Genomic DNA, 25655 nt, shown 5'->3' with positions numbered 1-25655 from the left:
AGCCGCTGGTGCAGCGCTACCGGCGGCTTATAGTCGCTTAGCGACTCGGGGGGGAACGATATGGCGGTCTCGATGGCCGGTTTGCCGGCCTTTTTGCTGTATTTCGTGGTCGGATCCGCGCTGATCACAGGCTTCGCTCTCGTCTACATGCGGCTGACCGCCCATGACGAAATCGTCCTGATCCGGGCGGGCAATCTCTCCGCCGCGATAGCACTCGGCGGCAATCTCGCCGGTTTCTCGATCCCGCTCGAAAGGGCGATCGCACAGGCGAGCAGTATTGCAGACTGCGTGCTCTGGGCGCTTGCCGCCATGCTGATCCAGTTTGCGGCTTATGGGCTTGCTCGCGTCCTGATTCCTGATCTCTCGAAGAAGATCCAGGAGGATCGCCTCCCGTCTGCCGCGATGCTGGCGGTGATCGCGGTGATCAGCGGCACGCTGGCGGCCGCCAGCATGACGGTTTGAGGGGGAGGCGGTCATGAAACGCTCCTCGCAGATCGGATTGGCCGCGGTGGGGGTGGTGCTGGTCGCGATAGCGTGGCCGCGCTCTGACGACGATGCCGAGGATGCGCTCGTCTACAACTCGCTCGCCGATTGCCGCGCCGCCGGGCAAATGTCCGGCAGCCAATGTGAGCAGCGCTTCAACGAAGCCTCCACGACCCACCTCCGCGACGCGAAGAAGTTCACCAATGCCAGCGCCTGCGAAGCCGAGTATGGCTCCGGTTCCTGTCAGAGCGCGGTCTGGAACGGCGCGCAGGTCGTTGTTCCGGCGCTTGCCGGAATTATGCTCGCGCGCAGCTTCGCGCAGGGCGGCGGTGCAGCCCTGCCGTTGCTGCCGCCGACGCGCCAGGCCTGCCCGCCCGGCAGTCTGGCTGATGAATGTCGGCAGGCCCGATCCTCGTCGTCATCGTCCGGAGGTGGCGGGACAGGCGGACGTTCGCGCGCCTATTCGACAGCCTCGGGACAGGCTCTGGTCGCGCGGAATGTCTCGTCGACCGGCGTCGCCAGCATGCCGAGCGCCGCCTCTCGCGGCGGTTTCGGCTCGACCTCCCGCTCCTACAGTTCCTCCTCGTCGTCCTGAGATGCGGCGGGTTTCACTGGCACCACGTCGGGATTGGCAGACGCAGGTCGAGCGTCTGGGCTTTGCCTTCCATACGCTCGACGGCGAGACCTACTGGGACGAGAGCGTTGCCTACGCCTTCACATTGGAGGAGATCGAGCGCGATATCGAGGCGCCGACAGGTGAGATCGAGCAGCTTTGTTTCGCGTTCGTTGAGCGCGCGATCGCCGACGAGGAGATCCTCACCCGGCTCGCAATTCCGCCGCTGCACTGGCCGCTGATCCGCGACAGCTGGCAGCGCGGCGACCGCAACCTCTATGGCCGGCTCGATCTGGCCTATGACGGTAGCGGGCCGGCCAAGCTGCTGGAATATAACGCCGATACGCCGACCGCGCTGTTCGAATCGAGCGCGGTGCAATGGGACTGGCTTGAGCAGGCCATGGCACGGGGGGCCCTCCCGCCGGATAGCGATCAGTTCAACTCGCTGCACGAACGACTGATCGCCGCCTTTGCGGCCCTGCGCGAGCCCTCGCCCTATCGGCTGCACCTGACTTGCGTCCAGAACAGTAACGAGGACAAGGGCACCGTCGACTATCTCCAGGATTGCGCGGTGCAGGCCGGCCTCGACGCGCGTTTCACCTTCATCGAGGAGATCGGACTGCTCCCCGACGGACGATTCTGCGACGGAGCCAACCTGCCGATCGAGACGCTGTTCAAACTCTATCCATGGGAGTGGCTCTTCCGGGAGAGCTACGCGAACGCCCTGGCCGGCTCGCGCTGTCAGTTCATCGAGCCGCCCTGGAAGGCCCTTCTCTCCAACAAGGGCCTGCTTGCCTGCCTCTGGCAGATGGAGCCCGGCCACCCGAATCTGCTGCCTGCCCACTTCGAGGGCGATCCGCGTTGCGCGGAGCTCAATCCCCGCTATGTCCGCAAGCCTCTCTACTCCCGCGAGGGCGCCAACATCACGCTGGTCGAACGTGGAACGGTGCTGGAGAGCGATGACGGCCCCTATGGGGCAGAGGGCTTCATCCTTCAGGATGCCGCGCCGCTCGCCTCCTTTGCCGGATACCATGCCGTGCTGGGTTCATGGCTCGTCGCCTCGCAACCCTGCGGGCTATGCATCCGCGAGGATGTGACGACGATCACCAAGAACACGTCGCGCCTCGTGCCGCATTACATCGAGCCGTGACCGCTTCGGCAAAGCTTGCTACAGCCGGCGCCTGAGACCGCGACGCGCGGCCTGAGCAACGGCGATTCGTGACATGTCCCAGCCCAATCGGCCACGTGGCCTCGATCATCTCGTCATCGGCGTGCGTGACCTCGATGCTGCCGGCGAACTCTACGCGAAGATGGGCTTCAGGGTTGGAGCCCGCAATCGACACCCCTGGGGCACGGAGAACCGCATCGTACAGTTTCCGGGGACCTTCCTGGAGCTGATCACGATCGGCGACTCCGGGGCCATTCCACCCCATGCCCATCGGCGCTTCTCCTTCGGAGCCTTCGTCCGCGATCAGCTCGCCCGGGCAGAGGGCCTGTCGATGCTGGTTCTCGAAAGTCGCGATGCGAAGGCCGACGCGCAGATATTCGAGGCAGCCGGCATCGGCGACTACGAGCCGTTTTTCTTCGAGCGTCAGGCGCGCAGTCCCGACGGGAACGAGGTCCGCGTCGCCTTCTCGCTGGCCTTTGCCCGTAACGCGTTGGCGCCCGCTTGTGGCTTCTTCGTCTGCCAGCAGCACGAGCCGCAGAATTTCTGGAATCCGGCCTTCCAGCAGCATCAGAACGGCGTGCAGGCACTGGCCTCTGCCGTGATGGTTGCCGAGAACCCGACCGACCACCACGTTTTTCTTTCGGCCTTCACTGGCGAGCGCAGTCTGAAATCCAATTCGCTCGGCATCAGCGCTGCCCTTCCGCGCGGTCGCGTCGATATTCTGACGCTGCATGCCGCCTGCCAGCTCTTTGGCGTCGAGGAGGGGAGGAAGGATCCACACTTCGCCGGATTCGCGGTCCTGGTGAACGATCTCGATGTGGTGCGTGGGATTCTGGGCGCGGCTGAGGTCCAGTGGCGGCAGATCGGTAACCGCATCGTTGTGCCGGCCGGCTCCGCCATGGGTTGCACGGTTGCGTTCGAGGCGAACTGAAGCGCAGGATCGCGCACAGAATCACTCGGGGGATGACGATGCTCGGCCAAGCTTTGGCGCGACTGCCGGATTTTGCACTTTTCTTTTCAGCGTCGCTCGGGCTCGTCGCCGTCTATCTGCTGATCTACACCCTGGCGACCTCGCATAATGAATTCGGCCTGATCCGCCGCAACAACGTCGCGGCGGCACTCTCGCTGGGGCTCAGTCTCACGGGTTTTGCTCTGCCGCTGTCGAGCGCCGTGGTCCATGCAACGACGATCGTCGACCTCGTGGTCTGGGGCATCGTCGCCCTCGTCGTGCAATTGCTGGTCTATTTCCTGGTCAGGCTCGTGCTGCCCAACCTGTCAGCGCGGATCGCTGCTGGCGAGTTGGCCGCTGCGCTGTTTCTTGGTGCCGCCTCGCTTGCGGCTGGCGTCATCAATGCCGCGACGATGACCTTCTAGCCCATCGGACCGGATTCCATATCCAGTCCGGTAGGCCAGCCTTCGTTGATTGCATCGGCTTTCCCGAAAACCGCAATCCACTTTTCGGGCCGATGCTCTAAAGCTGGCTGGCGAGCTTGCTTCCGGCGCGGACAAAGCGTGTCGGGTCGATTGGCTCGCCCTCGATCCGGGTTTCATAGTGCAGGTGGGGGCCGGTCGAGCGCCCCGTCGTGCCGACCTTGCCGACCACGGTCCCGCTCGTCACCATCTGCCCGGCTGAAACGCTGATGGCCGACATGTGAGCGTAGCGCGTGGTGATGCCGCCGGCATGCTCGATCTCGACCATGTTGCCGTAGCCGCCGGTATATTCAGCCGAGACGACCTTGCCGGGCGCGGTGGCGCGGATCGGCGTTCCGGTTTCGGCGCGGAAGTCGATTCCGGTATGCATCGCCGGGCTGCGGGTGAAGGGATCGACGCGATAGCCATAGTTCGAGGTCATGTCGACTTCGCCCTGCATCGGCTTGCGAAGGGGCAATTGCTCGACAAGCCCGCGCAGCCGGTACACCGCCGATATGCGCGGTTGCAGGGCGCTCAATGAGGCCTCGAAGGGACCGGCGGACGCATCGACCTTGAAGGGGACGAAGGGGCCGCCGACACCCTTGGCGATCGTCGTCGTGGCGGCAAGCTTGTCGGTGTCGAGCCCGGTCTCCGCCAGCGCCCCGCGCAGTGTTTTCTGAGATTCGGCGAGTGACTGTTCCATATGGCGCAGCGCGGCGAGTTGAGCCGTGGCTGTCTCGGACAGCGACTGGTCAAGCCTGGTCAGCGATTCCGCGACGCGTTGCGCGGGCGCTTGCGGAGCTTCCTCCGCCTCGCCCGATTGCCATGGTAGGCTCTTGTGCTCTTCCGAGCTGCGGAGCCCTGGAAGGTCGGGAGCGGGCATCGGCTTGCTTGAGGTGATCGGCGCGAAGCTTGAGACGCTCGATGCGCGGATCGGCTCCTCCGCCTTGATCAGGCGTGAACGCAGCGGAACCTTTGCAGGCGATGCAATGCCGCCGGCCTGCAGCGTTTCGGTGACGGCAGCGACCAGGGCCTGCTTGCTCTCCAGCTCGGCTTGACGCGTGGCCAGTTCGTCGACACGAGCCTCGACGCCATCCTGATCGAGCAGGGCGCGGCTGGCGAGGCGGTCGATATCGGCGCGCAACGCCGCGATCCTGTCTTCATAAGCATATTGCCGGGTGGTCTCGCGGGCGATCAGCCGCGCCGCGATGTCGTCTTTGCTGAGGATGTACCAGCCCGTCACACCACCCCAGGCGGTCGTAAGGGCCAGAAGCGAGAGGCCCGCGAAGGCCGTCGAACGGCGGATCGTGTAGCTCTTGTGTGAGGCCAGTCCCGTGACGGGAAGGGCCGGACCAGGCGAGGCGGGATGAGTCATACGCAAAACCGGATGTAACGCTGCCGATGATGCGAGTAGACCTTGTTAGGGTTAATCCTTTGCAAATCGCCGGCGCCGGCTCAGCATTCTGCCGCTGTCACATCGCCCGGACGGCCGCCAGGACCTCCTCGGCATGGCCCGCGACCTTCACCTTCGGCCAGATCCGCGCGATGCGGCCGTCCTGGTCGATCAGAAAGGTGGTTCGCTCCACGCCCATATACTTGCGGCCATACATGCTCTTCTCGACCCAGATGCCGTAGTTCTCGAGCACTGCGCGGGCTTCATCGGCGACAAGCGGGAAGGTGAGGGCATATTTCTGCTTGAAGCGATCGTGACGCTTGATCGGATCGGGAGAGATTCCGATGATATCGGCCCCCGCCGCGGCAAACTCCGCATGCAAGCCATTGAAAGCAATGGCTTCCTTTGTGCAGCTCTCAGTATCGTCCTTTGGATAGGCATAGAGTACGACCTTGCGTCCCTCGAGGTCCGCGAGCGAAACCGTGCCCGCGCCATCCCTCGGCAACGTGAATTCTGGCGCGAGATCGCCCACTTGCAAGCCCATGAATTGCCTTCCTTTCGTCGCGATCGCGCTGCAAGGAGCGCAAAGAATCGATGGGCAGAGTGTGCCGCCCGTTCATGCGCCAGCCAGCCTGGATGGAGCAAAAGCCGAATCGGTTAGTCTGGCCGCAACATCCGTGTAACCCGCCTAGGGCCATTCAGGCCGGCGAAGACTCATAGAATCTGGTGAAGCCGGACCGAAGTCGCATTTCGGCCCCTTTCAGAACGCGAAAGTCCTTGGTGAACGAACGTAACGACAAGGTCGGTCAGGAGCCGCCGCGGGTTGTGCCCCCCGAAAGCACGACCTGCGACGAGGTCGCTGCGGTCGCACGGCGCGCGAAGGCTGGGCTTGTCACGATCGTGGTGGCGGTGGCCGTTGCTGTGGTGACGCTGGCGGGCGCGGCTGGCGCTCTGCTGGTCACCGGGATGATTCCGCTCTCGGGCCTGGAGGGCCGAATCTCAGCTGCGATTGCAGAGCGGCTCGGACCAGACTGGCAGGTCGAGGCTGGCAGCGCGGAGCTCAGCCGGATCGACGGACATGCCCAGCTCAGGGTCAGGCAGGTTTCGTTCCGCCACCGCAGCGGTGCGGCCTTCCGTGCGCCGGAGGCCGTGCTCGGTTATGTGCCGCTGGCGCTGCTGCGCGGCGAAATCCGGCTGGTGTCGGTCGACCTGCGTGGCGTCAACATGCGCCTCGGCGTCAATCATGACGGCGCGTTGATCGTGAATGCGGATGCGGCCCCCCCCGAACCCGTGGTACAGCCGCCTGCGATTCCAGATGCCAGTCATTGGAACGTCTTTACCAACATCATGGAGGCCGTCGCGACGGTTGCTGCCGGAGACGGTCTTCTGGGCGCGCTCGAAACGGCAGGCATGCGCGGAGCAAGGCTGGCGCTGGTCGATCCCGATGGTCGACAGAGGACCAGTCTCGAGGATGTCGACATCAGATTGTCGCGTGTCGGCAACGGCGTCAGCCGCCTTACGATGAAGGGCCGGACCGGCTCGCGCTGGAAGGAACTCGTTGTCGATCTGTCGGCCGATCCGGATGGCACGCGGCGGGCGGAGATCGATGTCGTTCGCTTCGAGCCGGCCGAGGCTGTTGCTCTCGCCGTGGGCACGTCGAGCGTCGCGATCAACGGGCTGTCGATGAAGGGCAGGATCTCCTTGGCTCAGCGCCCAGGCGGCGAAAGCAAGATGTCGGCGCGCTTCGACATCCTTCCCGGCACGATCGCGTTTCGTGACAGCCCGGTCGCACCGATCTCGGTCGATACTGCGCATGTCGAGTTGGAGAGCGGAACGGGGCTGGCTGATTTCCGCGTGACCTCGGCGGAGTTCAAGGCTGGTCCGACGGTGCTGCGCGGTTCCGGTAGCTTGCGTGGAGAGAATGGCGTCTGGCGCGTCGGGCTGGACGCAAAGGGGCAGATATCCGGAATCGGCTCGGATCCGGCAGTCGCCATCGACAGCATTCAGAGCGGCATCGTCCTCGACAGCGCAGCCGGGGAGGTCCGTATCGAGAGTTTCTCACTGCGCGGCCCGCTGATCGCGGTCGACATGACCGGGCTTGTGCAGAAGCGGGGCGAATCACCCTATCAGCAGTTCTGGGTCCGGGCGACGGATTCGGACGCGCGGGCCGCCCTTGCCATCTGGCCCGAGTGGACTGCGCCCCATCTGCACGCCTCGCTGAGCCGTGAGGTGGCCGCAGGCCGTCTCATAGCAGTGGATGTGAAGGTCGACCTGCCGGCAGAAGATCACGCCCGGATGCTGCGAGGCGCAGGCATGCCCGACAAGGCGCTGCTCGTGACGGTGGACGCGACGAATGTGCGCTATCTGCCGGGGCCGGGATTGCCGCCGCTGATCGACGGCGCGGTCAACGGTACCGCGACGGGCCGGACGGTCCAGCTTACCATCCCGAAGGCGACAGCCGATCTGGGGGATGGCCGCAAGCTTGCGTTGAGCGAAGGCAGCTTTGGCATGCTCGATACCTGGGCGCCGCGTCCCCAGGCCAAGATCGGCTTCCGCTCAGTCGGGCCGGCTGACGCGGTTGCTGCACTCTTCACCTTTCCCGCGCTCAAGGAGTTCAATCCTGGAGCAGGCGATCCGGCGTCGATCCGTGGCAGCAGTGACCTGAAGACCGTCATCGCTTTGCCGATGGTCGCCGAAATCCAGCCCTCCGACGTCGTGGTCCAGAGCTCAGGCACGCTCTCCAACGTAGCCTCTGATACACTGCTTGGCACAGAGAAGCTCGAAGCAGCCAATTTCACCGTCGGATTCGATCGAACTGGTCTTTCGATCCGGGGCGAAGGCCGCGTCGGCGGCGAGCGCGCACAGATGGAGATCCGCCAGAACGCGAAGGGACAGGGCGAAGCGACGCTCGGCTTCACGCTGGACAACGCCGCCCGCCAGAAGCGCGGCTTCGGGCCGGAACTTGGCGTCAACGGTCCCGTGCAGGTCAAGGTGTCGAAACAGCTAGGGAAGGGCGCAGACGCCGCGCCGCGCGTTGAACTCGATTTGACCAAGACTGCGATCGATGGGGTGATCCCCGGCTTCGCCAAGCCCGCCGGGCGGGCGGGGAAAGCGACCTTCAACTACATCGTCGATGCCGATGGTTCCGATCTCGATGATTTCACGCTCGATGCGTTGCCGGTCCTGATCCGCGGCAAGATCGAACTCAACAAGCAGAGCGGATTTGAGGCGGCCAGCCTCTCGCAGTTTCGGATATCCCCCGGCGACAATCTCAAGGTCGAGGCCAAGCGTGACGGTACGGTAACGAAGCTGGTGATCCGCGGGCAGGTTGCCGATGTGCGGCCCTTCATTCGTGACCTGCAGGTCGGTGCGGCTCCCGCGGCACGAGGCGACAAGAACGCAGCGCGGGGAAACGACGTCGATGTCGATCTCGACGTGCCGATCCTGACCGGCTTCAACAACGAGGCGATCGGCAACGGCGTGCTGAAGTTCTCGAAGCGAAATGGTGACCTGCGCTCCCTGAATTTCGACGGTCGCATCGGCCGGGCGAGCGTTTCTGCAAGGCAGGCCCGCCAAGGCGAAGGCGCCGGCACACTCGTCCTGCAGTCGGAGAATGGCGGTTCGGTGCTGCGCTTCTTTGACTTCTACCGCCGGGCTCACGGGGGCGATCTGGTCCTGACGCTGGGCCCCGGCGACACGCGCCAAAGCGGGGAGCTGCTCTTCCGCAACTTCGTCGTGCGCGACGAGCCGGCGTTGTGGCGGGTCCTCGGAGAGCAGGCGGTGACGGCCCTGTCCGGTGATCGCGTTGGTGGAGCAGGAGGCCGCATCGATGCCAGCGAGGTCGCCTTCACCAAGCTAAGGGCGGAATTCACCCGATCTGCCAGCCGCCTTGATGTCTCGGACATGGTAATCTGGGGCCAGCAGATCGGGTTCACGCTTCAGGGAAATGTCGATTACGGCCGCGACAAGGTCGATATCGGCGGCACCTTCGTGCCGAGCTATGCGTTCAACAATGCCTTCGCGCAGGTGCCGGTCGTGGGGATGATCCTTGGCGGAGGTCAGTATGGTGGATTGTTCGCCCTGAATTTCCGGATATCGGGATCTGCCAGCGCGCCGACCATGTCGATCAATCCGCTCTCCGCGATCGCGCCCGGCATTCTGCGTCGTTTCGTCGATCCGCTCGGGGGGGCCCCCCTGGAGCGCCCCACCAGATCACCGGTCCCGGCGCCGAGCCAGGCCCAGCGCTGAGCCTGGTTCAGTGTCGCGACTTGGTGTCGCGACTTGGAGCCGCTTATTCCGGCCGCAGCAGGACATGCTTCTTGCGGCCGAAGGAGAGCTTGATCACGCCCTCCGGCGAGAGATGGCTAGCACCCAGCGCCGCGCGCTCATCGGTGACGACCTCGTCATTGACGCGAAGACCACCGGACTTGACCTGCCGGCGGGCTTCGCCGGTCGAGGGCACCAGGCCGGCGGTGACGAACGCGGTCAGGACGCCGAGGCCTGCGTCGAGAACGGCCTGCGAGACTCCGACGCTCGGCAGGTCCTCAGCGAGCGTGCCCTCCTCAAAGGTCCGGCGCGCCGTCTCGAAGGCCGCTTCCGCAGCCTCGCGCCCATGCAGCAATGCGGTGGCCTCCGTCGCGAGCACCTTCTTGGCGTCGTTGATCTCGGAACCGCCCAGGGCAGCCAGGCGGGCGATCTCGTCCATCGGGAGCTTGGTGTAGAGCTTCAGGAAGCGCTCGACATCGGCGTCCTCGGTATTGCGCCAGAACTGCCAGAACTCATAGGGGCTCATCAGATCGGCATTGAGCCAGACGGCGCCGTTGGCGGTCTTGCCCATCTTGCCACCGGAGGCCGTCGTCAGCAGCGGTGAGGTCAGCGCGTAGAGCTGCACATTCGCCATGCGGTGGCCGAGGTCGATGCCATTGATGATATTGCCCCACTGGTCGGAGCCGCCCATCTGCAGCACGCAACCCGTGCGCTTGTTCAGCTCCACGAAGTCGTAGGCCTGCAGGATCATGTAGTTGAATTCGAGGAAGGACAGCGACTGCTCGCGGTCAAGCCGCATCTTGACGCTATCGAAGGACAGCATGCGGTTGACCGAGAAGTGTCGGCCGACATCGCGCAGGAACTCGAGATAGTTGAGCCCGAGCAGCCAGTCGGCATTGTTCATCATGCTCGCCGCGCCATCGAAGTCGAGATAGCGGGCAAAAACCTTGCGGATACCTGCCAGATTGCGCTCGATGTCTTCGACCGTCAGCAGCTTGCGCGCCTCGTCCTTGAAGGACGGGTCACCCACCATCGAGGTGCCGCCGCCCATCAGTGCGATTGGCTTGTGACCGGTCTCCTGCATCCAGTGCAGCATCATGATCTGGATGAGCGAGCCCGCATGAAGAGACGTCGCCGTCGCGTCGAAGCCGATATAGGCGCTGATCGGCCCCTTCAGCGCAGCCGCATCGAGCCCTTCCGGATCGGAGATCTGATGAACATAGCCGCGCTCGGAGAGAACGCGCAGGAGATCGGATTTGAAAGTCGTCATGGCGAAAGCTCGTTTACATAAGGCGGCCTCATCCTGAGGAGCGACCGCGGATCGTGTCCCGAAGGATGTCTCCAGCGCGCACTGGATTGCCCTTCGGGATGCCGCTCCGCGGCTCCCTGGGATGAGGGCTGAATTCAGACCTGTTCCTGTTCGGCCTTGCTGATCTCGGGGCCGACCTTGCGGTCGAGATAGAGGCTGACCGCCTCCATCAGCTGGTCGACGCGACCATCGAAGAAGTGGTTAGCGCCCTCGACGACGGCGTGTTCGATTTGGATGCCTTTCTGGGTCTTCACCTTCTCGATCACGGCCATGACTTCCTTGACCGGCGCCACGCGGTCTTCCGAACCGTGCACGAACAGTCCGGAGGAAGGGCAGGGTGCCAGGAAGGAGAAATCGTAGCGGTTCGCCATCGCGGCGATCGACATGAAGCCCTCGATCTCCGGGCGGCGCATCAGCAGCTGCATGCCGATCCAGGCGCCGAAGGAGACGCCGGTGATCCAGCAGCTCTTGGCCTCGGGGTTCAGCGCCTGCATCCAGTCCAGCGCAGCGGCAGCGTCCGACAGTTCACCGGCGCCATGGTCGAAATGGCCCTGGCTGCGGCCGACGCCGCGGAAGTTGAAGCGCAGCGCCGAAAAGCCGCGGTTCACGAAAGTGTAGAACAGATTGTAGACGATCTGGTTGTTCATCGTGCCGCCGAACTGAGGGTGCGGATGCAGGATGATGGCGAGCGGGGCGCCCTTCTTCTTTGCGGGCTGGTAGCGACCTTCGATCCGTCCGGCCGGTCCGTTGAAAATCACCTCGGGCATATCACACTCGCCTTTTGTTGGGGCAGAGCCGCGCGCAACCGGCATATCGGGGGCAAACTGCCGTCCAAAATGTCCCGCTGCCCTTGACGGACCTGCCGCTCGCGCCCTACATCAAGCGCTTAGAATAGTTCTAACAGCCGTGAACAAGACCGGAACAAACGAGCGGTTTGCCGTTTTGGCGAACCTGCGGTCCCGGAACACGGCCGGTTGGATGGGCGGCTATAGCACGGCGCAGGGGTGCAATTTCAAGCATTTCGTGCCGGCCAGGCCGATGCTGGATCGGAGCTTCGCAAACGTGACCGGGTCAGCCCGCAGCTATCTCGACCACAACGCCACCACGCCGGTTCGTCCGGACGTGGCGGAGGCGATGCTGGCCGCGCTGCGCATGCCCGGCAATCCATCCTCCGTCCACGGCGAGGGCAGGCTGGCGCGGGCGGCTGTCGAGAAGGCACGGGAGCAGGTCGCACAGCTTTGCGCCGCCAGGCCGGCCAATGTCGTTTTCACCAGCGGCGGCACGGAGGCCAATGCGACGGTGCTTTCGCCGGGGCTGATGGAATGCAGCGGCGGGCGCGATTGCGTCCGCGTGCCAGGCTCGCTGCTGCTTTATAGCGCGACCGAGCATGCCTGCGTCCGCGAGGGGCATCGCTTCGCAGGCGGTGCCGCGGAAGCCATTCCGGTCGATGCCGCGGGGCTCGCCGATCTGGCCTGGCTCGAGGCACGGCTGCAGAGATTGGCCAGCGAGCAGCCCGGCGCGCGGGCGCTCGTGTCGCTGCATCTTGCCAATAACGAAACCGGTGTCATTCAGCCGATTGCCGAGGCAGCGGTCATTGCCAGGCGTTACGGCGCACTCCTGCACTGCGACGCGGTTCAAGCTGCCGGCAAGATTTCTATCGATATCAATGCACTGGGGGTGGATGCTCTGGTGCTGTCTGCACACAAGTTTGGCGGCCCGAAGGGTGTTGGCGCGATCGTTCTCCGCAGCGGCGCCTACGAACTTGCGGACAAGCCGGTTCGCGGTGGTGGGCAGGAACGCGGCTGGCGTGCCGGCACCGAAAACGTTCCCGGCATCGTCGGCTTCGGCATTGCTGCCGAGATCGCCAGCAAGGCAATCGCGACAGAGGCGGCCAGGCTTTCGAGCCTCCGCAGCACACTGGAAGCTGGAATCCTTGCTCTCGCACCGGAGACGGTCCTGTTCGGTGACGCTGCTCCGCGTCTGCCGAATACCAGCGCCTTCGCGACGCCGGGGATCAAGGCGGAAACGGCGTTGATCGTGCTGGATCTCGCTGGCATAGCGCTCTCGTCCGGCTCGGCCTGCTCCTCGGGCAAGGTCAAGCGCTCGCATGTCCTGGATGCCATGGGCGTCGACCCTGTCATGAGTGCAGGGGCCTTGCGGGCGAGCCTGGGATGGACCACTTCCGAGGCCGACATCGCTCATTTCCTTGCGGCATACGCGAAGGCGCTTGCCGCGAACACCGGTCGGGAGAGGCAGGCGGCGGCCTGACTGTTCCGGCGACTATCTTGAAAGAACCGGCGGGCCTTGAACCCGCGACTGGAGACTGAATATGGCAGCGGTCCAGGAGACCATTGATCAGGTCAAGTCGATTGACGTGACCGAGTACAAATACGGCTTCGTCACCGAGCTCGAAGTCGATAAGCCCGCCAAGGGGCTGACCGAAGATACGGTCCGCTACATCTCGGCGCGCAAGAACGAGCCGGCATGGATGCTGGAATGGCGGCTGGATGCCTTCCGGCGCTGGAAGACGATGACGGAGCCGACCTGGTCGCGCGTCAACTACCCGCCGATCGATTATCAGAACATCTATTACTACGCCGCGCCGAAGATGGGCGCGCAGCCGAAATCGCTCGACGAGGTCGATCCGGCGATCCTGGAGACCTATAAGAAGCTCGGCATTCCGCTCCGCGAACAGGAAATCCTCGCTGGCGTCGCGCCGGAGAACCGCGTTGCGGTCGATGCCGTCTTCGACTCCGTTTCGGTTGTCACCACCTTCAAGAAGGAGCTGGCCGAGGCCGGCGTGATCTTCTGCTCGATCTCCGAGGCGATCCAGGAGCATCCCGAGCTCGTAAAGAAGTACCTCGCCACCGTCGTTCCGGTGACCGACAACTACTTCGCCACGTTGAACAGCGCGGTCTTCACCGACGGCTCCTTCGTCTACATCCCCAAGGGCGTGCGTTGCCCGATGGAGCTGTCGACCTATTTCCGCATCAACGAGCAGAACACCGGCCAGTTCGAGCGCACGCTGATCATCGCCGAGGAAGGCTCCTATGTGAGCTATCTCGAAGGCTGCACGGCGCCGAAGCGCGACGAGAACCAGCTCCACGCAGCGGTGGTCGAGCTGATCGCGCTCGATGATGCCGAGATCAAGTACTCGACGGTGCAGAACTGGTTCCCCGGCGATGCCGAGGGCAAGGGCGGCATCTACAACTTCGTCACCAAGCGCGGCGATTGCCGCGGCAAGAACTCGAAGATCTCGTGGACGCAGGTCGAGACCGGCTCCGCCATCACCTGGAAATATCCGTCCTGCATCCTGCGCGGCGACGGCTCGCGCGGCGAGTTCTACTCGATCGCCGTCTCGAACGGCATGCAGCAGGTCGATAGCGGCACCAAGATGATCCATCTCGGCCGCAACACCACCTCGAAGATCATCGCTAAGGGCATCGCGGCCGGAAAGTCGGACTCGACCTATCGCGGCATGGTCTCGGCGCATCGCAAGGCGACGGGCGCGCGCAACTTCACCAACTGCGATTCGCTGCTGATCGGCGACCAGTGCGGCGCGCACACGATCCCCTATATCGAGGCCAAGACCGCCACCGCGATCTTCGAGCACGAGGCAACGACGTCGAAGATCGGTGAGGACCAGCTCTTCTACTGCCAGCAGCGCGGCCTCTCCGAGGAGGAGGCGGTGGCGCTGATCGTCAACGGCTTCGTCAAGGAGGTGCTGCAGCAACTCCCGATGGAGTTCGCCGTTGAGGCGCAGAAGCTCATCACCATCTCGCTCGAAGGCTCCGTCGGCTAGCGCGACATCATGGTCTGGCATGTCCAGACCAGCCACGCCCTTCTCGAACAGACACCAGCCGCGGATGCTTGGCACAAGACCGAGCGCGACGCGGCAGAAACCGGAACTCTGACCAATGCTCGAAATCCGCAACCTGACCGTCAAGATCGCCGACGAGGACACCCAGATCCTGAACGGCCTGAACCTCACCGTGAATGACGGCGAAGTCGCTGCCATCATGGGGCCGAACGGCTCCGGCAAATCGACCCTGTCCTATGTCATCGCCGGCAAGGAGGACTATGAGGTCCTCGACGGCGAGATCTTGCTGAATGGCGAGAACGTGCTGGAGATGGAGGCCGATGCCCGCGCCGCCGCCGGCATCTTCCTGGCCTTCCAGTATCCGCTGGAGATCCCCGGCGTCGCCACGATGACCTTCCTGAAGGCGGCGATGAATGCGCAGCGCAGGGCTCGCGGCGAGGACGAATTGCTGACGCCTGACTTCATCAAGCGCGTCAACGCTGCTGCCGATGGCCTTGGCATCAATCGTGAAATGCTGCGCCGCCCGCTCAATGTCGGCTTCTCCGGCGGCGAGAAGAAGCGCATGGAGATCCTGCAGATGGCGCTGCTCGCGCCGTCCATGTGCATCCTTGACGAAACCGATTCCGGCCTCGACATCGACGCGCTGCGGATTGTCGCCAACGGCGTCAACGCCTTGCGCGACAAGAGCCGCGGCTTCCTGGTGATCACCCACTACCAGCGCCTGCTCGAGCATATCGTCCCGGACACCGTGCATGTCATGGCCAGGGGCCGCATCGTCCGCACCGGCGGCAAGGAACTCGCCCTGGAACTCGAGAAGAGCGGTTACGCGTCCTACGGGGAGGCCGCCTGATGGCCATCGTCACCCCGCTGAAGACCGCAGCCGAGCAGGTTCTCGCCCAGCAGTTCGCCAATGTGAAGGCTGAGCTGCCGGGAGCTGGGCCGGTTCGCAAGCTGCGCGAAGACGCCTTCGCCGGCTTTGAGGCCAAGGGCCTGCCGCATCGCCGACTCGAAGCCTGGCGCTATACGGATCTGCGCATGATGCTGCGCGAAGCGAAGCCTCTCGCCGACGGCAATGCTGCAACCCAGGCCGTGCGTGACCGCCTCTCCACGCTGAAGCTGGACGGCCTCAGGCTCGTCCTGATCGACGGCGCCTTCAATGCGGAGCTTTCGGGCCTCGATGCCTTGCCCGAGGGCGTCGCGGTTCATGCGTTGGCCGACGCGCTGGTTTCACCGCGCGAGGATCTGACGCGGATTCTGTCCGGCCCCGGCGTCGCCGAAGACGATACCGGCCTGATGCTCAACACCGCGCTGATGCGCGACGGTGTCCTGGTCGAGATCGCGGAAGGCACCGAACTCGCTGCCCCGATCGCGATCATCTCGCTCGCCTCCGGCGACGAGGAGCAGGCGATCTTCAGCCGCTCGGTCGTGCTTGCCGGCAAGGGCGTCAAGGGCTCGATCGTCGAGATCAGCGAGAGCGCGGGGGCGAGAGCTGCGCAAATCAACACGGCGATCGTCTTCGAAGCCGGAGACGAAAGCGAGATTCAGCACATCCGCCTCGTGACGCGCCAACCGGCCGAGACCGTGCAGGTTCTGAGCCTGCTCGCGACCGTTGGCGCCCATGCCAAGTTCGATTCCTTCGCGCTGATTTGCAACGCGGGCACAGTCCGCCAGCAGCATTTCGTGCGCTATGCCGGAGAGCACACCGAAGTCGGACTACGCGGCGTCAACCTGCTCGGCGGCCAGGAGCATTCCGACGTGACGCTTGTGGTCGACCATGAAGTCCCTCACGGCACCAGCCGCGAGCTGTTCAAGTCGATCATCGGCGGCGAAGGCACCGGCGTCTTCCAGGGCAAGGTCATCGTGCGCCAGCATGCGCAGAAGACCGACGGCAGCATGAAGAGCAACGCGCTGCTCCTGAACGACGGTGCGACCATGTTCAACAAGCCCGAGCTCGAGATCTTCGCCGACGACGTGGTCTGCGGCCATGGCGCCACCGTGGCGCAGATTGACGGCGAGCAGCTCTTCTATCTGATGGCGCGCGGCCTGCCGCGGCCTCAGGCCGAGGCGCTGGTTCTGCAGGCCTTTGCCGGCGAGGCGGTCGAGTTCGTTGCCGACGAGGCATTGCGCGACCTGATCATGGGCGAAGTCGAAGGTTGGCTCGCCAACCGCGAGCACACAGCCGGGAAGGCAGCCTGATGCCATACGTCAATCTCCAGATCACCAAGGGTGCGACCCGCGAACAGAAGGCCGAGATCGTCAAGGAGTTCACGCAGACACTCGTGCGCGTGCTCGGCAAGAATCCGGACAACACTCATATCGTGATTCAGGAGATCGAGCGCGAGGACTGGGGCCATGCCGGCGTGCTCGTCGCCGACAGGCCACGCAATCCTGGAAAGGCCTGACCATGAATGCGCCGGTGAAGCCTTATGACGTGGCTGCCATCCGCCGGGATTTCCCGATCCTGAGCCGGGAGGTCTACGGCAAGCCGCTGGTCTATCTCGACAATGCGGCCTCCGCGCAGAAGCCGAATGTCGTCATCGATGCGATGAGCCGGCTGATGCGCGAGGACTATGCCAATGTCCATCGCGGCCTGCACTATCTCGCCAACGCTTCGACTGAGGCCTATGAAGCGGCGCGCGAAAGCGCGCGCCGCTTCCTCAATGCCGCCCATCTCGAAGAGATCATCTTTACCCGGTCTTCGACCGGTGCGCTGAATCTGGTTGCCTCGTCTCTTGGTCGCCATCTCGGTATCCAGGAAGGCGACGAGATCATCCTCTCGATCCTCGAGCACCATTCGAACATCGTGCCCTGGCACTATTGGCGCGAGCGGCACGGCGCGGTGATCAAATGGGCGCCGATCGACGAGGACGGCAATTTCCTCGTCGAGGAATTCGAGAAGCTGATCTCGCCGCGCACCAAGATCGTGGCATTGACCCATATGTCGAATGCGATCGGCACGATCGTTCCGATCGCCGAGGTTGCTGCCATCTGCCAAGCCTATCGGATTCCGCTGGTCGTGGACGGCAGCCAGAGCGCGGTGCATCTGCCGGTCGACGTGCAGACCCTCGGGTGCGATTTCTATTGCTTCACCGGCCACAAGACCTATGGGCCGACGGGCTCGGGCGTCCTCTGGGGCAAGCGCGAATGGCTGGAAAAGCTGCCCCCCTATGAGGGCGGCGGCGAGATGATCGTCACCGTCAGCGAGGATACGATCACTTATAACGACCCTCCGCATCGCTTCGAGGCCGGTACGCCGGCGATCGTCGAGGCCGTGGGGCTTGGTGCCGCGCTCGACTACATGATGGCGCTGGGCCGCGAGAATATCGCTGCCCACGAGGTCAAGCTCACCAGCTACGCCATGCAGCGGCTCGGCGAGATGAATTCGATCCGGATATTCGGTAGGGCTGCGAACAAGGGGGCGATCGTCTCCTTCGAGCTGAAGGGCGCGCATGCGCATGACGTTGCGACCGTGATCGACCGCGCAGGTGTTGCAGTCAGAGCCGGTACCCATTGCGCGATGCCGCTTCTGGCCCGATATGGAGTGACGTCGACCTGCAGGGCTTCTTTCGGCCTCTACAATACGCTGGAAGAGGTCGACCATCTGGTCGAGTCGTTGCGGAAGGCCGAGAGCCTTTTCGCCTGAACGGGATTGTTGTGATGAGTGAGAGCGCCACCGAAGAGCTGAAGCCGAACGCCCCCAGCATGGGAGCGAGCTCGGGCCTGCCGCCGGAGGAGATCGATCGTCTCACCGACGATATCGTCGCGGCGCTGAAGACGGTCTACGACCCGGAAATTCCGGCTGACATCTATGAACTCGGCCTGATCTACCGGGTCGATATCGCCGATGACCGCCAGGTCGCGATCGACATGACGCTGACCGCGCCAGGATGCCCGGTTGCCGGCGAGATGCCGGGCTGGGTCGAGAACGCGGTGAGCGCCGTGCCGGGCGTCGCCTCGGTGACGGTGAACATGACCTTCGATCCGCCCTGGGACCAGTCCCGAATGTCCGACGAGGCCAGGGTAGCCCTCGACATGTGGTGACAAGGGCAGGCGGGCTTCCGTGCCGGAACAGCGCAGGACGAACGAGCGGGAGCTCGCCATCGTACGGCGCGCCTATGCCCGGCAAATGCTCGCCAGCGTCGGTGTCGTCGATAATCCTGCTCTCGAGAGCGCCTTTGCGGCAGTCGCGCGCGAGCGCTTCATCGGCCCGCCGCCATGGCATATGTCGCGCGGCGGCGGCTATGCGGTCCTGACCTCCAGCGATCCGACCGTCGTCTATCAGGATGTCCTGATCGCATTGGCGCCGGAGCGCGGCGTCAACAATGGCAGCCCAAGCCTTCATGCCCATTGGCTGAACGCACTGAGGCCGCGCCCGGGCGAGCGTGTCGTCCATATCGGCGCTGGCACCGGATATTATACGGCAATCCTGGCAGAGCTCGTCGGCCCTTCAGGACAGGTGCTGGCGGTCGAGTATGATGCGGCCTTGGCCGAGCGTGCCGCTGGCAATCTGGCGGACCAGCCCTCGGTCACGGTCGTCAAGGGCGACGGCGCCGAATGGCCGTGCGAGCCGGTCGATTGCATCTATGTCAATTTCGCCGCCGCGCGCCCGGCCGAGGCATGGCTCGATCGCCTCGCGCCCGGCGGCCGGCTGATCTTCCCGCTTGGCGTGCCCGCGCCGGTCGATGCAAGGGGCAGGAGAGGGCGACATTCCTTTCGCGGCGCGGGCTACCTGGTTGAACCGCATGGCGAGAGGTTCAGCGTCGCCTGGTTGGGAATGGCATCCTTCGTCTGCGCCGAGGGCGCCCTGGCGGGAACCCCGGCCGAGCAGGCGGCCCTATGGGCGGCGTTCGGCGGCGGAGATGCGGAGTTTGTGCGCACCCTGAGGCGCGGCGCCGAAAAATCCTCCGCGCGGGTCTGGCTGCAGGGCAACGGCTGGAGCCTGAGCTACGACGCAGCCACGAAGGAGCGATGATCTGCGCAGAGCTATAGCTCGGCGAGCATCGCTGTCTTGGCAGCGCGGATGCGCTCCTCATCGCGTCGGTAGAAGGTCCACTGCCTGATCCGCTTCGGCGTCACCAGCCCGGCCTGCACCAGGATCTTCATGTGTTCGCTCAGTGTCGGCTGGCTGATGCCGAGTTTCTCGGCGATGAAGACCGCGCAAACCCCGTCCTCGACCAGATCTCCGTCGACCTGTGGCGGAAAATGCGCGCGCGAATCCTTCAGCCAATCCAGGATCTGGAGGCGGCGCTCATTGGCAAGCGCTCGGAACAGGTCTGCCACATTCATTTTGGCACTTTGCCAAGTCCCTAATTCATGGCAAGGGAAATCCCTCTGAACCACCGGATTTAGCGTCGATCGGAGCCGCCATGCCATCCTACCCCTTCGAAACCATCGATGTCTTCACGGACCGTCGCTTTGGCGGCAATCCGCTGGCCGTCTTCACCGATGCGCGCGGCATGTCGGACGCGCAGATGCAGTCCTTGGCCGCGGAGATGAATCTCAGCGAGACGACCTTCGTACTGCCGCCCGACGATCCGACCCACACGGCACGTGTCCGCATCTTTCACCGCACCGCCGAGATGCCGTTTGCGGGCCATCCCAATGTGGGCACGGCCTGCGTGCTGGCGCGGCATGGCCGGGATAAGGATGGTGTGCTCCTCTTCGAGGAGATTGCAGGCCTCGTCGAAGTGAAGATTCAACGCGATGCCAATGGTACGGTGATCGGCGCCACCATCGCAGCGCCGCAGCCACTCTCTACGGGCATCACGCTCCCCGTTGCGGGCATTGCCGCCTGTGCCGGTTTGGCGCCTTCGGATGTGGTGGTCACCGCGCACCAGCCGCTCCAGGCCTCGGTCGGCGTGCGCTTCGTGCTGACGGAAGTGAAGGCGGAGGCTCTGGCGCGAGCCGTACCCGATCTCGCAGCGTTCCGGGCGCTTGAGGCAGCGCATCCGGAGCTGGAGAAGCGGTTGTCGCTCTTCCTCTATGTGCGCGATGGGGAGAGCATCCGCGCCCGCATGTTTGCGCCGCTGGCCGGCACGTGGGAGGACCCGGCAACGGGGTCGGCGAGTGCCACGCTGGCGGCGTTGCTGCTATCGCTCGATGGTGGCGAGAGCGCGCGCTTCGAACTCACCCAGGGCGTCGAGATGGGACGCCCAAGCCTGCTGCATTTGACGGCGCGGCGCACCGAGAATGGCATCCGCGCGACCGTCGCCGGCGGATGCGTACCGGTGCTGCGCGGCGAGGCGCAGCTTTAGGTCATCGAACCGGATCTCGTATCCGGTCCGATGACCTAACCTTCTGTGTTCGCATCGGCTTTCCCGAAAACCGCGCCCCCCCCTTTCGGGCCGATGTTCTAACCGGCCAGCCCCAATTGCTGGCGCAGCGCCTTCGTCAGTTTGAGCGCAATCAGGCGATGGCTCTCGCGGAGATAATCCCGAAGCGCATCGTCGGCCATGCTCTCATCGGATTGCCGCTGGATCCAGGTCATTCCCCGTGAGGCGAGATAAGGAGCGGGCCGCAGGCCGGGCTGCTCCTGGAGGATGGCATAGGCCATATCCGAGCATTTGAAGGTGACGGCCAGCGGCTTTCCACCGCTCCAGCCGGCAATGGCAAAAACCTTGCCGCCGACCTTCCAGACATGTGCGCCGCCCCATTGCACGACGTGGCTCGTCGCTGGAAGGGAGGCGCAGAACGCGTTGTAGTCATCCAGCGTCATTGGCGCCCTGGTGCTCCCATTGCGAGCGTGAGCGCTCAGAACTGCTCCGCGTCGATGCCGTAGCGCGCCGCCGCCCCCTTGATCTGTGACCAGGTCTCATCGTCAAGGGGGATGCCCGAGCGGCCGCGTTCGGCGCGGACCGCGCGCTCCTTGTCGCCAGGCGCCAGCACGGGATTGGCCGGGTCCTGCGGCTTGGCTGCACGAACAAAAGCGAGATAGCTCTCGGTCCGGCTCTTGCGGAGCCCGGCATCCGGCTCCAGCCGGGACGGGTCGATCAGCACACCGAACAGCGAATTGATGATCCAGCTCTTCTGTGGCTTCTGGTCAATACGGGCAGCGCCCATCAGGCCGGCCGAGAGCAGTTCGGCAATCAGCGAGAGGCCGGCGCCCTTATGGTCGCCGAAGGGCAGCAATGCGCCGAGCGGCAGGTCGGGAATGGCGTGCTGGAAGACATGGGCCGGATCGGTCGTTGGCCTGCCTTCGCCATCGATGATGTAGCCTGGCGGCACCTGAACACCCTTGTTCAGCGCGACGCGAGCCTTGCCATGCGCCATGCGGCTGGTGGCGAAATCCAGGATGATCGGCTCGCCATCAGGCACCGGAATGCCGATGGCGTGGGGATTGGTGCCGAAACGGGCTTCCTTGGCGGCATAAGGCGCGACGATCGGCGGACGACCCGCGACGTTGACCCAGAAGAACGAGATCAGTCCCGCCTCCGCAGCGATCTCGGCATAATGCCCGATGCGGCCGATATGGTGCGCGTCCAGCAGATTGACGATGGCAACGCCGCCGTCCTGCGCCATCTTGGCTGCACGCTCCACTGCGTTGCGCGCAGTGGGCTGCCCGAGCGCGACCTGGCCGTCGATGATCAGGAAGGGGGCGCTGTCGAGTTTCGTGACGGGCGCTGCGTCCGGTTTCAGGTTCCCGTCTGCCAGCGAGTTGAAATAGAGCGGGATCATGCCGACGCCATGGCTGTCATGGCCGCTCAGATTGGCGAGCACGAGATGGTGCGCTGTTTCCTGCGCCTGCGCCTCCGTCCAGCCGGCTCTTGTGACCATCTCGCGGACGAGGGCGTGGAGCGATTCCGGGCGGTGCAGGCGATAGGTCATGTGTGTTCGAGCCGCTTCTGGTGAGAGCGCCACAGTGCATGCCCCCGCCCGTCATGCAATGCGTGCAATGAAATGGCGCCGTTGCGCCGCAACACCTCGACGTTGCGCTTACCGATCCTTATGTTGGAGATGCAATCCTGTTTCATCGGGCCTTGAACCCGATCGAGGAGGGACGAGGATGTTTTCGATTCCGGGCCTGAAGGTAGTGTCGCTAACCGACGCTGCTGCAACGCGTATCCGCGAGATTATGGCGCAATCGGCGTTCGACAATCCGGACGCGCCGGCGCTCGGCCTTCGCGTCGGCGTCAAGAAGGGCGGCTGCGCCGGGATGGAATATACCTTCGAGGTCGCACGCGAGGCGCATAAGGGCGACGAGATCGTCACCGAGAAGGATGCGACCGTGGTCGTCGACGCCAAGGCCGTGCTCTTCCTGCTCGGTACCGAGTTGGACTTCAGGAGCGACCGTTTCTCCTCGACCTTCGTCTTCAACAATCCAAACCAGGTTTCGGCCTGTGGCTGTGGCGAATCGGTCGAGATCAAGCCGCGTGCCGAAGCCGCGCTCACCAGCCCCTGATCCCCGGTGAAGCAGCCGGTCAGGCCACGCGACTTGTCGTATCCAGTGCCTCTTCGGTGATGGTGCGGTTGCGGCCGTCACGCTTGGCCTGCATCAGGGCTTGGTCGGCGCGGTCGACCAGTGAACCGGCCGTGTCGCCGCGCCGATAAGCCGAGACTCCCAACGAAATGGTGATCCGGCCGAGGTTCTCGTTGGTCGAGCGCTTGATCAGCTCGCGGGTGAGGAGCGCCTGGCGCACCGTCTCGGCGCCGAATTTGCCCGCGACGATATCGGCTTCCGGCAGGATGATCGCAAACTCCTCGCCGCCGAAGCGCGAGATCACCGCCTTCTCCTTGAACTTGTCCTTCATGGTGCGGGCGACGAGGCGCAGCACCTGATCGCCGGTCAGATGGCCATGCGCATCGTTGAAGGTCTTGAAGAAGTCGATATCGGCCATGACCAGCGCAAAGGGTTCGCGCTGCAGGGTCGCCTGGTCGATCGATTTCTGCAGCATCTCCTCGAAGTGCCGGCGATTGGCGAGGCCGGTCAGCGGGTCGGTCAACGCCTCGGCCCGCGTCGTTTCCAGAGCCTCGCGAAGATGCCGGATCTCGTTGGAACTGTCCTTCAATTGCGACTCGAGCTGGGTCTTGCGCACCACCTCTTCGCGAGTCGACATGACCAGCGCTTCGACCCATTCGCGCAAGCGCTGCCGGTCGGTCATGGGCGGGACTTCGTCCGACATCGCGCTGAGGCGGCCGTGATAGCGCTCGCTCGAATCCAGCGCGCGATCGACCAGTGACATCAAGCTGTCGATTTCGCCGAGAACCTGCAGGCTGGTGCGTTCGGCCTGGCGCGCGAGCCGTTCGGTGCTGATGAACCGGTCATAGAGGTTGTCGATATCGGCAGCACCGACCTGGCCCTCGCTACCGGTGATGATAGCGCCCATTGCCATGCTGAGCGCGGGCATCTCGCCGCTGAGATGTGCGTACCAGACCTCGAAGGCACGGGGATAGCCGGGAGAGCCATGCTGACGCATGGCCACAACGACACGCTCGGGGAGGTCGGACGTGTACTGGGAGGACTGCGTCTGTTCGCTCATCGTCATCGCCCGACCGGAGCCGACCCCGGTGGCCACACCGGCCATCTCGGGCTCGATTGTGAATCGAAGCGGGACATTCTGTCCGTCATGACGGCGGCAATCGCGCCCCGCAGGGTGGCTGCGGGAAGCCCTAGCCACTCGGTAAGATTGGAGGAACGGTGTTAAGATACCGTTGATGCTGCCGTGTCAGCCGACCTTGACGGGCCGCAGCAGGAAGGCCGGCACGTGATCGCCCAGTCCCTTGACCTTGGGTTCGCGATCATCCTCATCCCGGCGCCGCTCATGCGAGCGTGGATGTACGGGTGCGGGTGCTGCCGCGGGCGCTGATTGCTCGCTGGCATGGCGAATGCGGGTCTTTGTCGGCCTGTCCTCGCCACGGCGGCGGACGTCGCGAGGAGCGCGATCTGCGGTGTCCACGACGGCGACATCGTCCAACGGCGCGGCGTCCTCGCGCGGGGCCCGAATGGGACGCCCGCGACCGCCGCGTGGCGAACGCTTGTCGTCGCGGCGGCTGCGACGCTCGTCGCGCGGCTCGCCGGGAGGAAGGTCGTTGAGGCCGGGACCTTCCCAGGCAATCGGCTGACCGGTGAGCTTCTCAACGGCTGCAACGAGCTTGTCGTCGTGGCGCGTCACGATCGTGAAGGCCGCGCCGAGCCGGCCCGCCCGCCCGGTACGGCCGATGCGGTGAACATAGTCCTCGGCATGGGTCGGAACGTCGAAATTGAAGACGTGGCTGACGGCCGGGATGTCAAGTCCTCGGGCGGCGACGTCGCTCGCCACCAGGATCGGATTCTCGCCGGTACGGAAGGATTCCAGTGCCGCCATACGGGCATACTGGTCCATGTCGCCATGTAGCGCGACGGCAGGGAAACCATGTTTCAGCAGGGACTTATGGAGCGTCGCCACATCGCGCTTGCGGTTGCAGAATACGATCGCGTTCTGCAGGTCCTTGGCGTCGCGGATCAGCTTGCGAAGCGTGTCGCGCTTCTCATAGTCCTGCGAATTGGAGGCGATCAGGCGCTGCGTGATGGTCGTGGCTGCCGTCGCGGGACGCGAAGCCTCGATGCGCACAGGATTATGCAGGAACTGCTCGCTGATCCGAGTGATTTCCGGCGGCATCGTCGCCGTGAAGAACAGGGTTTGCCTCGTGAAAGGCACAAGCTTGCAGACGCGCTCGATGTCGGGGATGAAGCCCATGTCGAGCATGCGATCCGCTTCGTCGATGACAAGCAATTCGACGCCGGTCAGCAGCAACTTGCCGCGCTCCACGTGATCCAGCAGGCGCCCTGGCGTCGCGATCAATACGTCAACACCGCGGGTGATCTTGGCGTCCTGATCGCCGAAGGAGACGCCGCCGATCAGCAGCGCGACCGAGAGCTTCTGGTTGACTCCATAGCGCGAGAAATTCTCTTCGACCTGAGCGGCGAGCTCGCGAGTCGGCTCCAGGATCAGAGTGCGCGGCATCCTTGCCCTGGCCCGGCCATTCTCCAGAATGGTGAGCATCGGCAAGGTGAAGGCGGCGGTCTTGCCCGTGCCCGTCTGCGCAATGCCGAGGACATCGCGGCGCGCGAGCACGTGGGGAATGGCCTGAGCCTGGATGGGGGTAGGCGTGGAGTAGCCTGCGGTTGTGACCGCCGTCAGAACTTTATCGCTGAGGCCGAGTTCGGCAAAAGACATCGAGAGTTGCGCTTCTTCAGGGTCGGTGACACGTGGCGGG

General features: G+C 64.3%; 25 protein-coding genes. 16 read left to right on the top strand and 9 right to left on the bottom strand.

Features of this window, described 5'->3' with window-relative positions:
* Nucleotides 1–72 precede the first annotated feature (72 nt).
* The 5 genes from AB4099_RS25845 (at nt 73) to AB4099_RS25825 (ending at nt 3638) form a co-directional block, all read left to right on the top strand.
* Complete coding sequence (locus tag AB4099_RS25845) at nt 73–462, top strand: DUF350 domain-containing protein (RefSeq protein ID WP_441480166.1); 390 nt, start codon at nt 73–75, stop codon at nt 460–462.
* 13 nt (nt 463–475) lie between these two features.
* Nucleotides 476–1078, top strand: a complete 603-nt coding sequence (locus AB4099_RS25840) for a DUF1190 domain-containing protein (RefSeq protein WP_441480165.1) — start codon at nt 476–478, stop codon at nt 1076–1078.
* 1 nt (nt 1079) lies between these two features.
* Nucleotides 1080–2246 carry a glutathionylspermidine synthase family protein gene (locus AB4099_RS25835; protein ID WP_441480164.1) on the top strand — a complete coding sequence of 389 codons (1167 nt, stop codon included), beginning with the start codon at nt 1080–1082 and terminating at the stop codon, nt 2244–2246.
* 73 nt (nt 2247–2319) lie between these two features.
* Entirely contained in the window at nt 2320–3195 is an 876-nt protein-coding gene (locus AB4099_RS25830; RefSeq protein ID WP_441480163.1) for a VOC family protein, read from the top strand.
* Between the two features lie 38 nt (nt 3196–3233).
* On the top strand, nt 3234–3638 hold the full coding sequence (locus tag AB4099_RS25825) for a DUF350 domain-containing protein (protein WP_113515448.1): 405 nt from the start codon (nt 3234–3236) through the stop codon (nt 3636–3638).
* A 97-nt stretch (nt 3639–3735) separates the two neighbouring features.
* Here AB4099_RS25825 and AB4099_RS25820 read toward each other — a convergent pair whose 3' ends face one another.
* Complete coding sequence (locus tag AB4099_RS25820) at nt 3736–5049, bottom strand: M23 family metallopeptidase (protein ID WP_441480162.1); 1314 nt, start codon at nt 5047–5049, stop codon at nt 3736–3738.
* A gap of 97 nt (nt 5050–5146) precedes the next feature.
* Nucleotides 5147–5611, bottom strand: coding sequence for a peroxiredoxin (locus tag AB4099_RS25815; protein WP_441480161.1), 465 nt, complete (start codon nt 5609–5611; stop codon nt 5147–5149).
* A 236-nt stretch (nt 5612–5847) separates the two neighbouring features.
* Between AB4099_RS25815 and AB4099_RS25810 the strand changes: the two genes are divergently transcribed.
* Nucleotides 5848–9315 (top strand): hypothetical protein, encoded by a 3468-nt coding sequence (locus AB4099_RS25810; RefSeq protein WP_441480160.1) that lies wholly within the window; start codon nt 5848–5850, stop codon nt 9313–9315.
* A gap of 43 nt (nt 9316–9358) precedes the next feature.
* Here the strand turns inward: AB4099_RS25810 and tyrS are convergent, their stop codons facing one another.
* Nucleotides 9359–10603, bottom strand: a complete 1245-nt coding sequence (tyrS, locus tag AB4099_RS25805) for a tyrosine--tRNA ligase (RefSeq protein ID WP_441480159.1) — start codon at nt 10601–10603, stop codon at nt 9359–9361.
* A 134-nt stretch (nt 10604–10737) separates the two neighbouring features.
* Nucleotides 10738–11409 (bottom strand): alpha/beta hydrolase, encoded by a 672-nt coding sequence (locus AB4099_RS25800; protein ID WP_113515436.1) that lies wholly within the window; start codon nt 11407–11409, stop codon nt 10738–10740.
* A 295-nt stretch (nt 11410–11704) separates the two neighbouring features.
* On the opposite strand from AB4099_RS25800, the gene AB4099_RS25795 reads away from it, so the two are divergent.
* From AB4099_RS25795 to AB4099_RS25760, 8 genes are all read left to right on the top strand, one after another.
* Nucleotides 11705–12910 (top strand): cysteine desulfurase family protein, encoded by a 1206-nt coding sequence (locus AB4099_RS25795; RefSeq protein WP_441480158.1) that lies wholly within the window; start codon nt 11705–11707, stop codon nt 12908–12910.
* Between the two features lie 61 nt (nt 12911–12971).
* Nucleotides 12972–14444 (top strand): Fe-S cluster assembly protein SufB, encoded by a 1473-nt coding sequence (sufB, locus tag AB4099_RS25790; protein WP_113515435.1) that lies wholly within the window; start codon nt 12972–12974, stop codon nt 14442–14444.
* Between the two features lie 115 nt (nt 14445–14559).
* Nucleotides 14560–15312, top strand: coding sequence for a Fe-S cluster assembly ATPase SufC (sufC, locus tag AB4099_RS25785; RefSeq protein ID WP_441480157.1), 753 nt, complete (start codon nt 14560–14562; stop codon nt 15310–15312).
* Nucleotides 15312–16658, top strand: coding sequence for a Fe-S cluster assembly protein SufD (sufD, locus tag AB4099_RS25780; protein ID WP_441480156.1), 1347 nt, complete (start codon nt 15312–15314; stop codon nt 16656–16658). Before sufC ends, sufD begins: the two co-directional genes overlap by 1 nt.
* Entirely contained in the window at nt 16658–16864 is a 207-nt protein-coding gene (locus tag AB4099_RS25775; RefSeq protein WP_441480155.1) for a tautomerase family protein, read from the top strand. The genes sufD and AB4099_RS25775 overlap by 1 nt, the downstream gene beginning before the upstream one ends.
* A gap of 2 nt (nt 16865–16866) precedes the next feature.
* On the top strand, nt 16867–18105 hold the full coding sequence (locus AB4099_RS25770) for a cysteine desulfurase (protein WP_441480154.1): 1239 nt from the start codon (nt 16867–16869) through the stop codon (nt 18103–18105).
* A 14-nt stretch (nt 18106–18119) separates the two neighbouring features.
* On the top strand, nt 18120–18503 hold the full coding sequence (locus tag AB4099_RS25765) for an SUF system Fe-S cluster assembly protein (protein WP_113515427.1): 384 nt from the start codon (nt 18120–18122) through the stop codon (nt 18501–18503).
* Between the two features lie 85 nt (nt 18504–18588).
* Nucleotides 18589–19434 (top strand): protein-L-isoaspartate O-methyltransferase family protein, encoded by an 846-nt coding sequence (locus AB4099_RS25760; RefSeq protein WP_441480243.1) that lies wholly within the window; start codon nt 18589–18591, stop codon nt 19432–19434.
* 11 nt (nt 19435–19445) lie between these two features.
* Here AB4099_RS25760 and AB4099_RS25755 read toward each other — a convergent pair whose 3' ends face one another.
* A complete protein-coding gene (locus AB4099_RS25755; protein WP_441480153.1) occupies nt 19446–19748 on the bottom strand; it encodes an ArsR/SmtB family transcription factor in 303 nt (100 codons plus the stop codon).
* 80 nt (nt 19749–19828) lie between these two features.
* Between AB4099_RS25755 and AB4099_RS25750 the strand changes: the two genes are divergently transcribed.
* Nucleotides 19829–20716 carry a PhzF family phenazine biosynthesis protein gene (locus tag AB4099_RS25750; RefSeq protein ID WP_441480152.1) on the top strand — a complete coding sequence of 296 codons (888 nt, stop codon included), beginning with the start codon at nt 19829–19831 and terminating at the stop codon, nt 20714–20716.
* A 98-nt stretch (nt 20717–20814) separates the two neighbouring features.
* On the opposite strand, the gene AB4099_RS25745 is transcribed toward AB4099_RS25750, so the two are convergent.
* Entirely contained in the window at nt 20815–21177 is a 363-nt protein-coding gene (locus tag AB4099_RS25745; protein WP_113518719.1) for an MmcQ/YjbR family DNA-binding protein, read from the bottom strand.
* 35 nt (nt 21178–21212) lie between these two features.
* A complete protein-coding gene (locus tag AB4099_RS25740; protein ID WP_441480151.1) occupies nt 21213–22286 on the bottom strand; it encodes a malate/lactate/ureidoglycolate dehydrogenase in 1074 nt (357 codons plus the stop codon).
* A gap of 178 nt (nt 22287–22464) precedes the next feature.
* On the opposite strand from AB4099_RS25740, the gene AB4099_RS25735 reads away from it, so the two are divergent.
* Nucleotides 22465–22860, top strand: coding sequence for a HesB/IscA family protein (locus AB4099_RS25735; protein ID WP_441480150.1), 396 nt, complete (start codon nt 22465–22467; stop codon nt 22858–22860).
* A 19-nt stretch (nt 22861–22879) separates the two neighbouring features.
* Here AB4099_RS25735 and AB4099_RS25730 read toward each other — a convergent pair whose 3' ends face one another.
* Nucleotides 22880–23938 carry a GGDEF domain-containing protein gene (locus AB4099_RS25730; RefSeq protein ID WP_162768478.1) on the bottom strand — a complete coding sequence of 353 codons (1059 nt, stop codon included), beginning with the start codon at nt 23936–23938 and terminating at the stop codon, nt 22880–22882.
* 186 nt (nt 23939–24124) lie between these two features.
* The gene (locus tag AB4099_RS25725) at nt 24125–25615 is read right to left on the bottom strand and encodes a DEAD/DEAH box helicase (RefSeq protein WP_113518716.1); all 1491 of its coding nucleotides are present in this window, start codon (nt 25613–25615) and stop codon (nt 24125–24127) included.
* Between the last annotated feature and the right edge of the window lie 40 nt (nt 25616–25655).

The organism is Allobosea sp. 2KB_26, assembly GCF_052115715.1.
GTDB lineage: Bacteria > Pseudomonadota > Alphaproteobacteria > Rhizobiales > Beijerinckiaceae > Allobosea.
This window is presented reverse-complemented; position numbering and strand designations above follow the sequence as displayed.

Coding starts and splice junctions, on each gene's coding strand:
- AB4099_RS25725 (WP_113518716.1), bottom strand. CDS start 25,615: ATGTCTTTTGCCGAACTCGGCCTCAGCGATAAAGTTCTGACGGCGGTC.
- AB4099_RS25760 (WP_441480243.1), top strand. CDS start 18,589: ATGCTCGCCAGCGTCGGTGTCGTCGATAATCCTGCTCTCGAGAGCGCC.
- AB4099_RS25775 (WP_441480155.1), top strand. CDS start 16,658: ATGCCATACGTCAATCTCCAGATCACCAAGGGTGCGACCCGCGAACAG.
- AB4099_RS25800 (WP_113515436.1), bottom strand. CDS start 11,409: ATGCCCGAGGTGATTTTCAACGGACCGGCCGGACGGATCGAAGGTCGC.
- AB4099_RS25735 (WP_441480150.1), top strand. CDS start 22,465: ATGTTTTCGATTCCGGGCCTGAAGGTAGTGTCGCTAACCGACGCTGCT.
- AB4099_RS25840 (WP_441480165.1), top strand. CDS start 476: ATGAAACGCTCCTCGCAGATCGGATTGGCCGCGGTGGGGGTGGTGCTG.
- AB4099_RS25765 (WP_113515427.1), top strand. CDS start 18,120: ATGAGTGAGAGCGCCACCGAAGAGCTGAAGCCGAACGCCCCCAGCATG.
- AB4099_RS25740 (WP_441480151.1), bottom strand. CDS start 22,286: ATGACCTATCGCCTGCACCGCCCGGAATCGCTCCACGCCCTCGTCCGC.
- AB4099_RS25750 (WP_441480152.1), top strand. CDS start 19,829: ATGCCATCCTACCCCTTCGAAACCATCGATGTCTTCACGGACCGTCGC.
- AB4099_RS25820 (WP_441480162.1), bottom strand. CDS start 5,049: ATGACTCATCCCGCCTCGCCTGGTCCGGCCCTTCCCGTCACGGGACTG.
- AB4099_RS25755 (WP_441480153.1), bottom strand. CDS start 19,748: ATGAATGTGGCAGACCTGTTCCGAGCGCTTGCCAATGAGCGCCGCCTC.
- AB4099_RS25825 (WP_113515448.1), top strand. CDS start 3,234: ATGCTCGGCCAAGCTTTGGCGCGACTGCCGGATTTTGCACTTTTCTTT.
- AB4099_RS25770 (WP_441480154.1), top strand. CDS start 16,867: ATGAATGCGCCGGTGAAGCCTTATGACGTGGCTGCCATCCGCCGGGAT.
- AB4099_RS25835 (WP_441480164.1), top strand. CDS start 1,080: ATGCGGCGGGTTTCACTGGCACCACGTCGGGATTGGCAGACGCAGGTC.
- sufC (WP_441480157.1), top strand. CDS start 14,560: ATGCTCGAAATCCGCAACCTGACCGTCAAGATCGCCGACGAGGACACC.
- sufB (WP_113515435.1), top strand. CDS start 12,972: ATGGCAGCGGTCCAGGAGACCATTGATCAGGTCAAGTCGATTGACGTG.
- AB4099_RS25815 (WP_441480161.1), bottom strand. CDS start 5,611: ATGGGCTTGCAAGTGGGCGATCTCGCGCCAGAATTCACGTTGCCGAGG.
- AB4099_RS25830 (WP_441480163.1), top strand. CDS start 2,320: ATGTCCCAGCCCAATCGGCCACGTGGCCTCGATCATCTCGTCATCGGC.
- AB4099_RS25845 (WP_441480166.1), top strand. CDS start 73: ATGGCCGGTTTGCCGGCCTTTTTGCTGTATTTCGTGGTCGGATCCGCG.
- sufD (WP_441480156.1), top strand. CDS start 15,312: ATGGCCATCGTCACCCCGCTGAAGACCGCAGCCGAGCAGGTTCTCGCC.
- AB4099_RS25745 (WP_113518719.1), bottom strand. CDS start 21,177: ATGACGCTGGATGACTACAACGCGTTCTGCGCCTCCCTTCCAGCGACG.
- AB4099_RS25730 (WP_162768478.1), bottom strand. CDS start 23,938: ATGAGCGAACAGACGCAGTCCTCCCAGTACACGTCCGACCTCCCCGAG.
- tyrS (WP_441480159.1), bottom strand. CDS start 10,603: ATGACGACTTTCAAATCCGATCTCCTGCGCGTTCTCTCCGAGCGCGGC.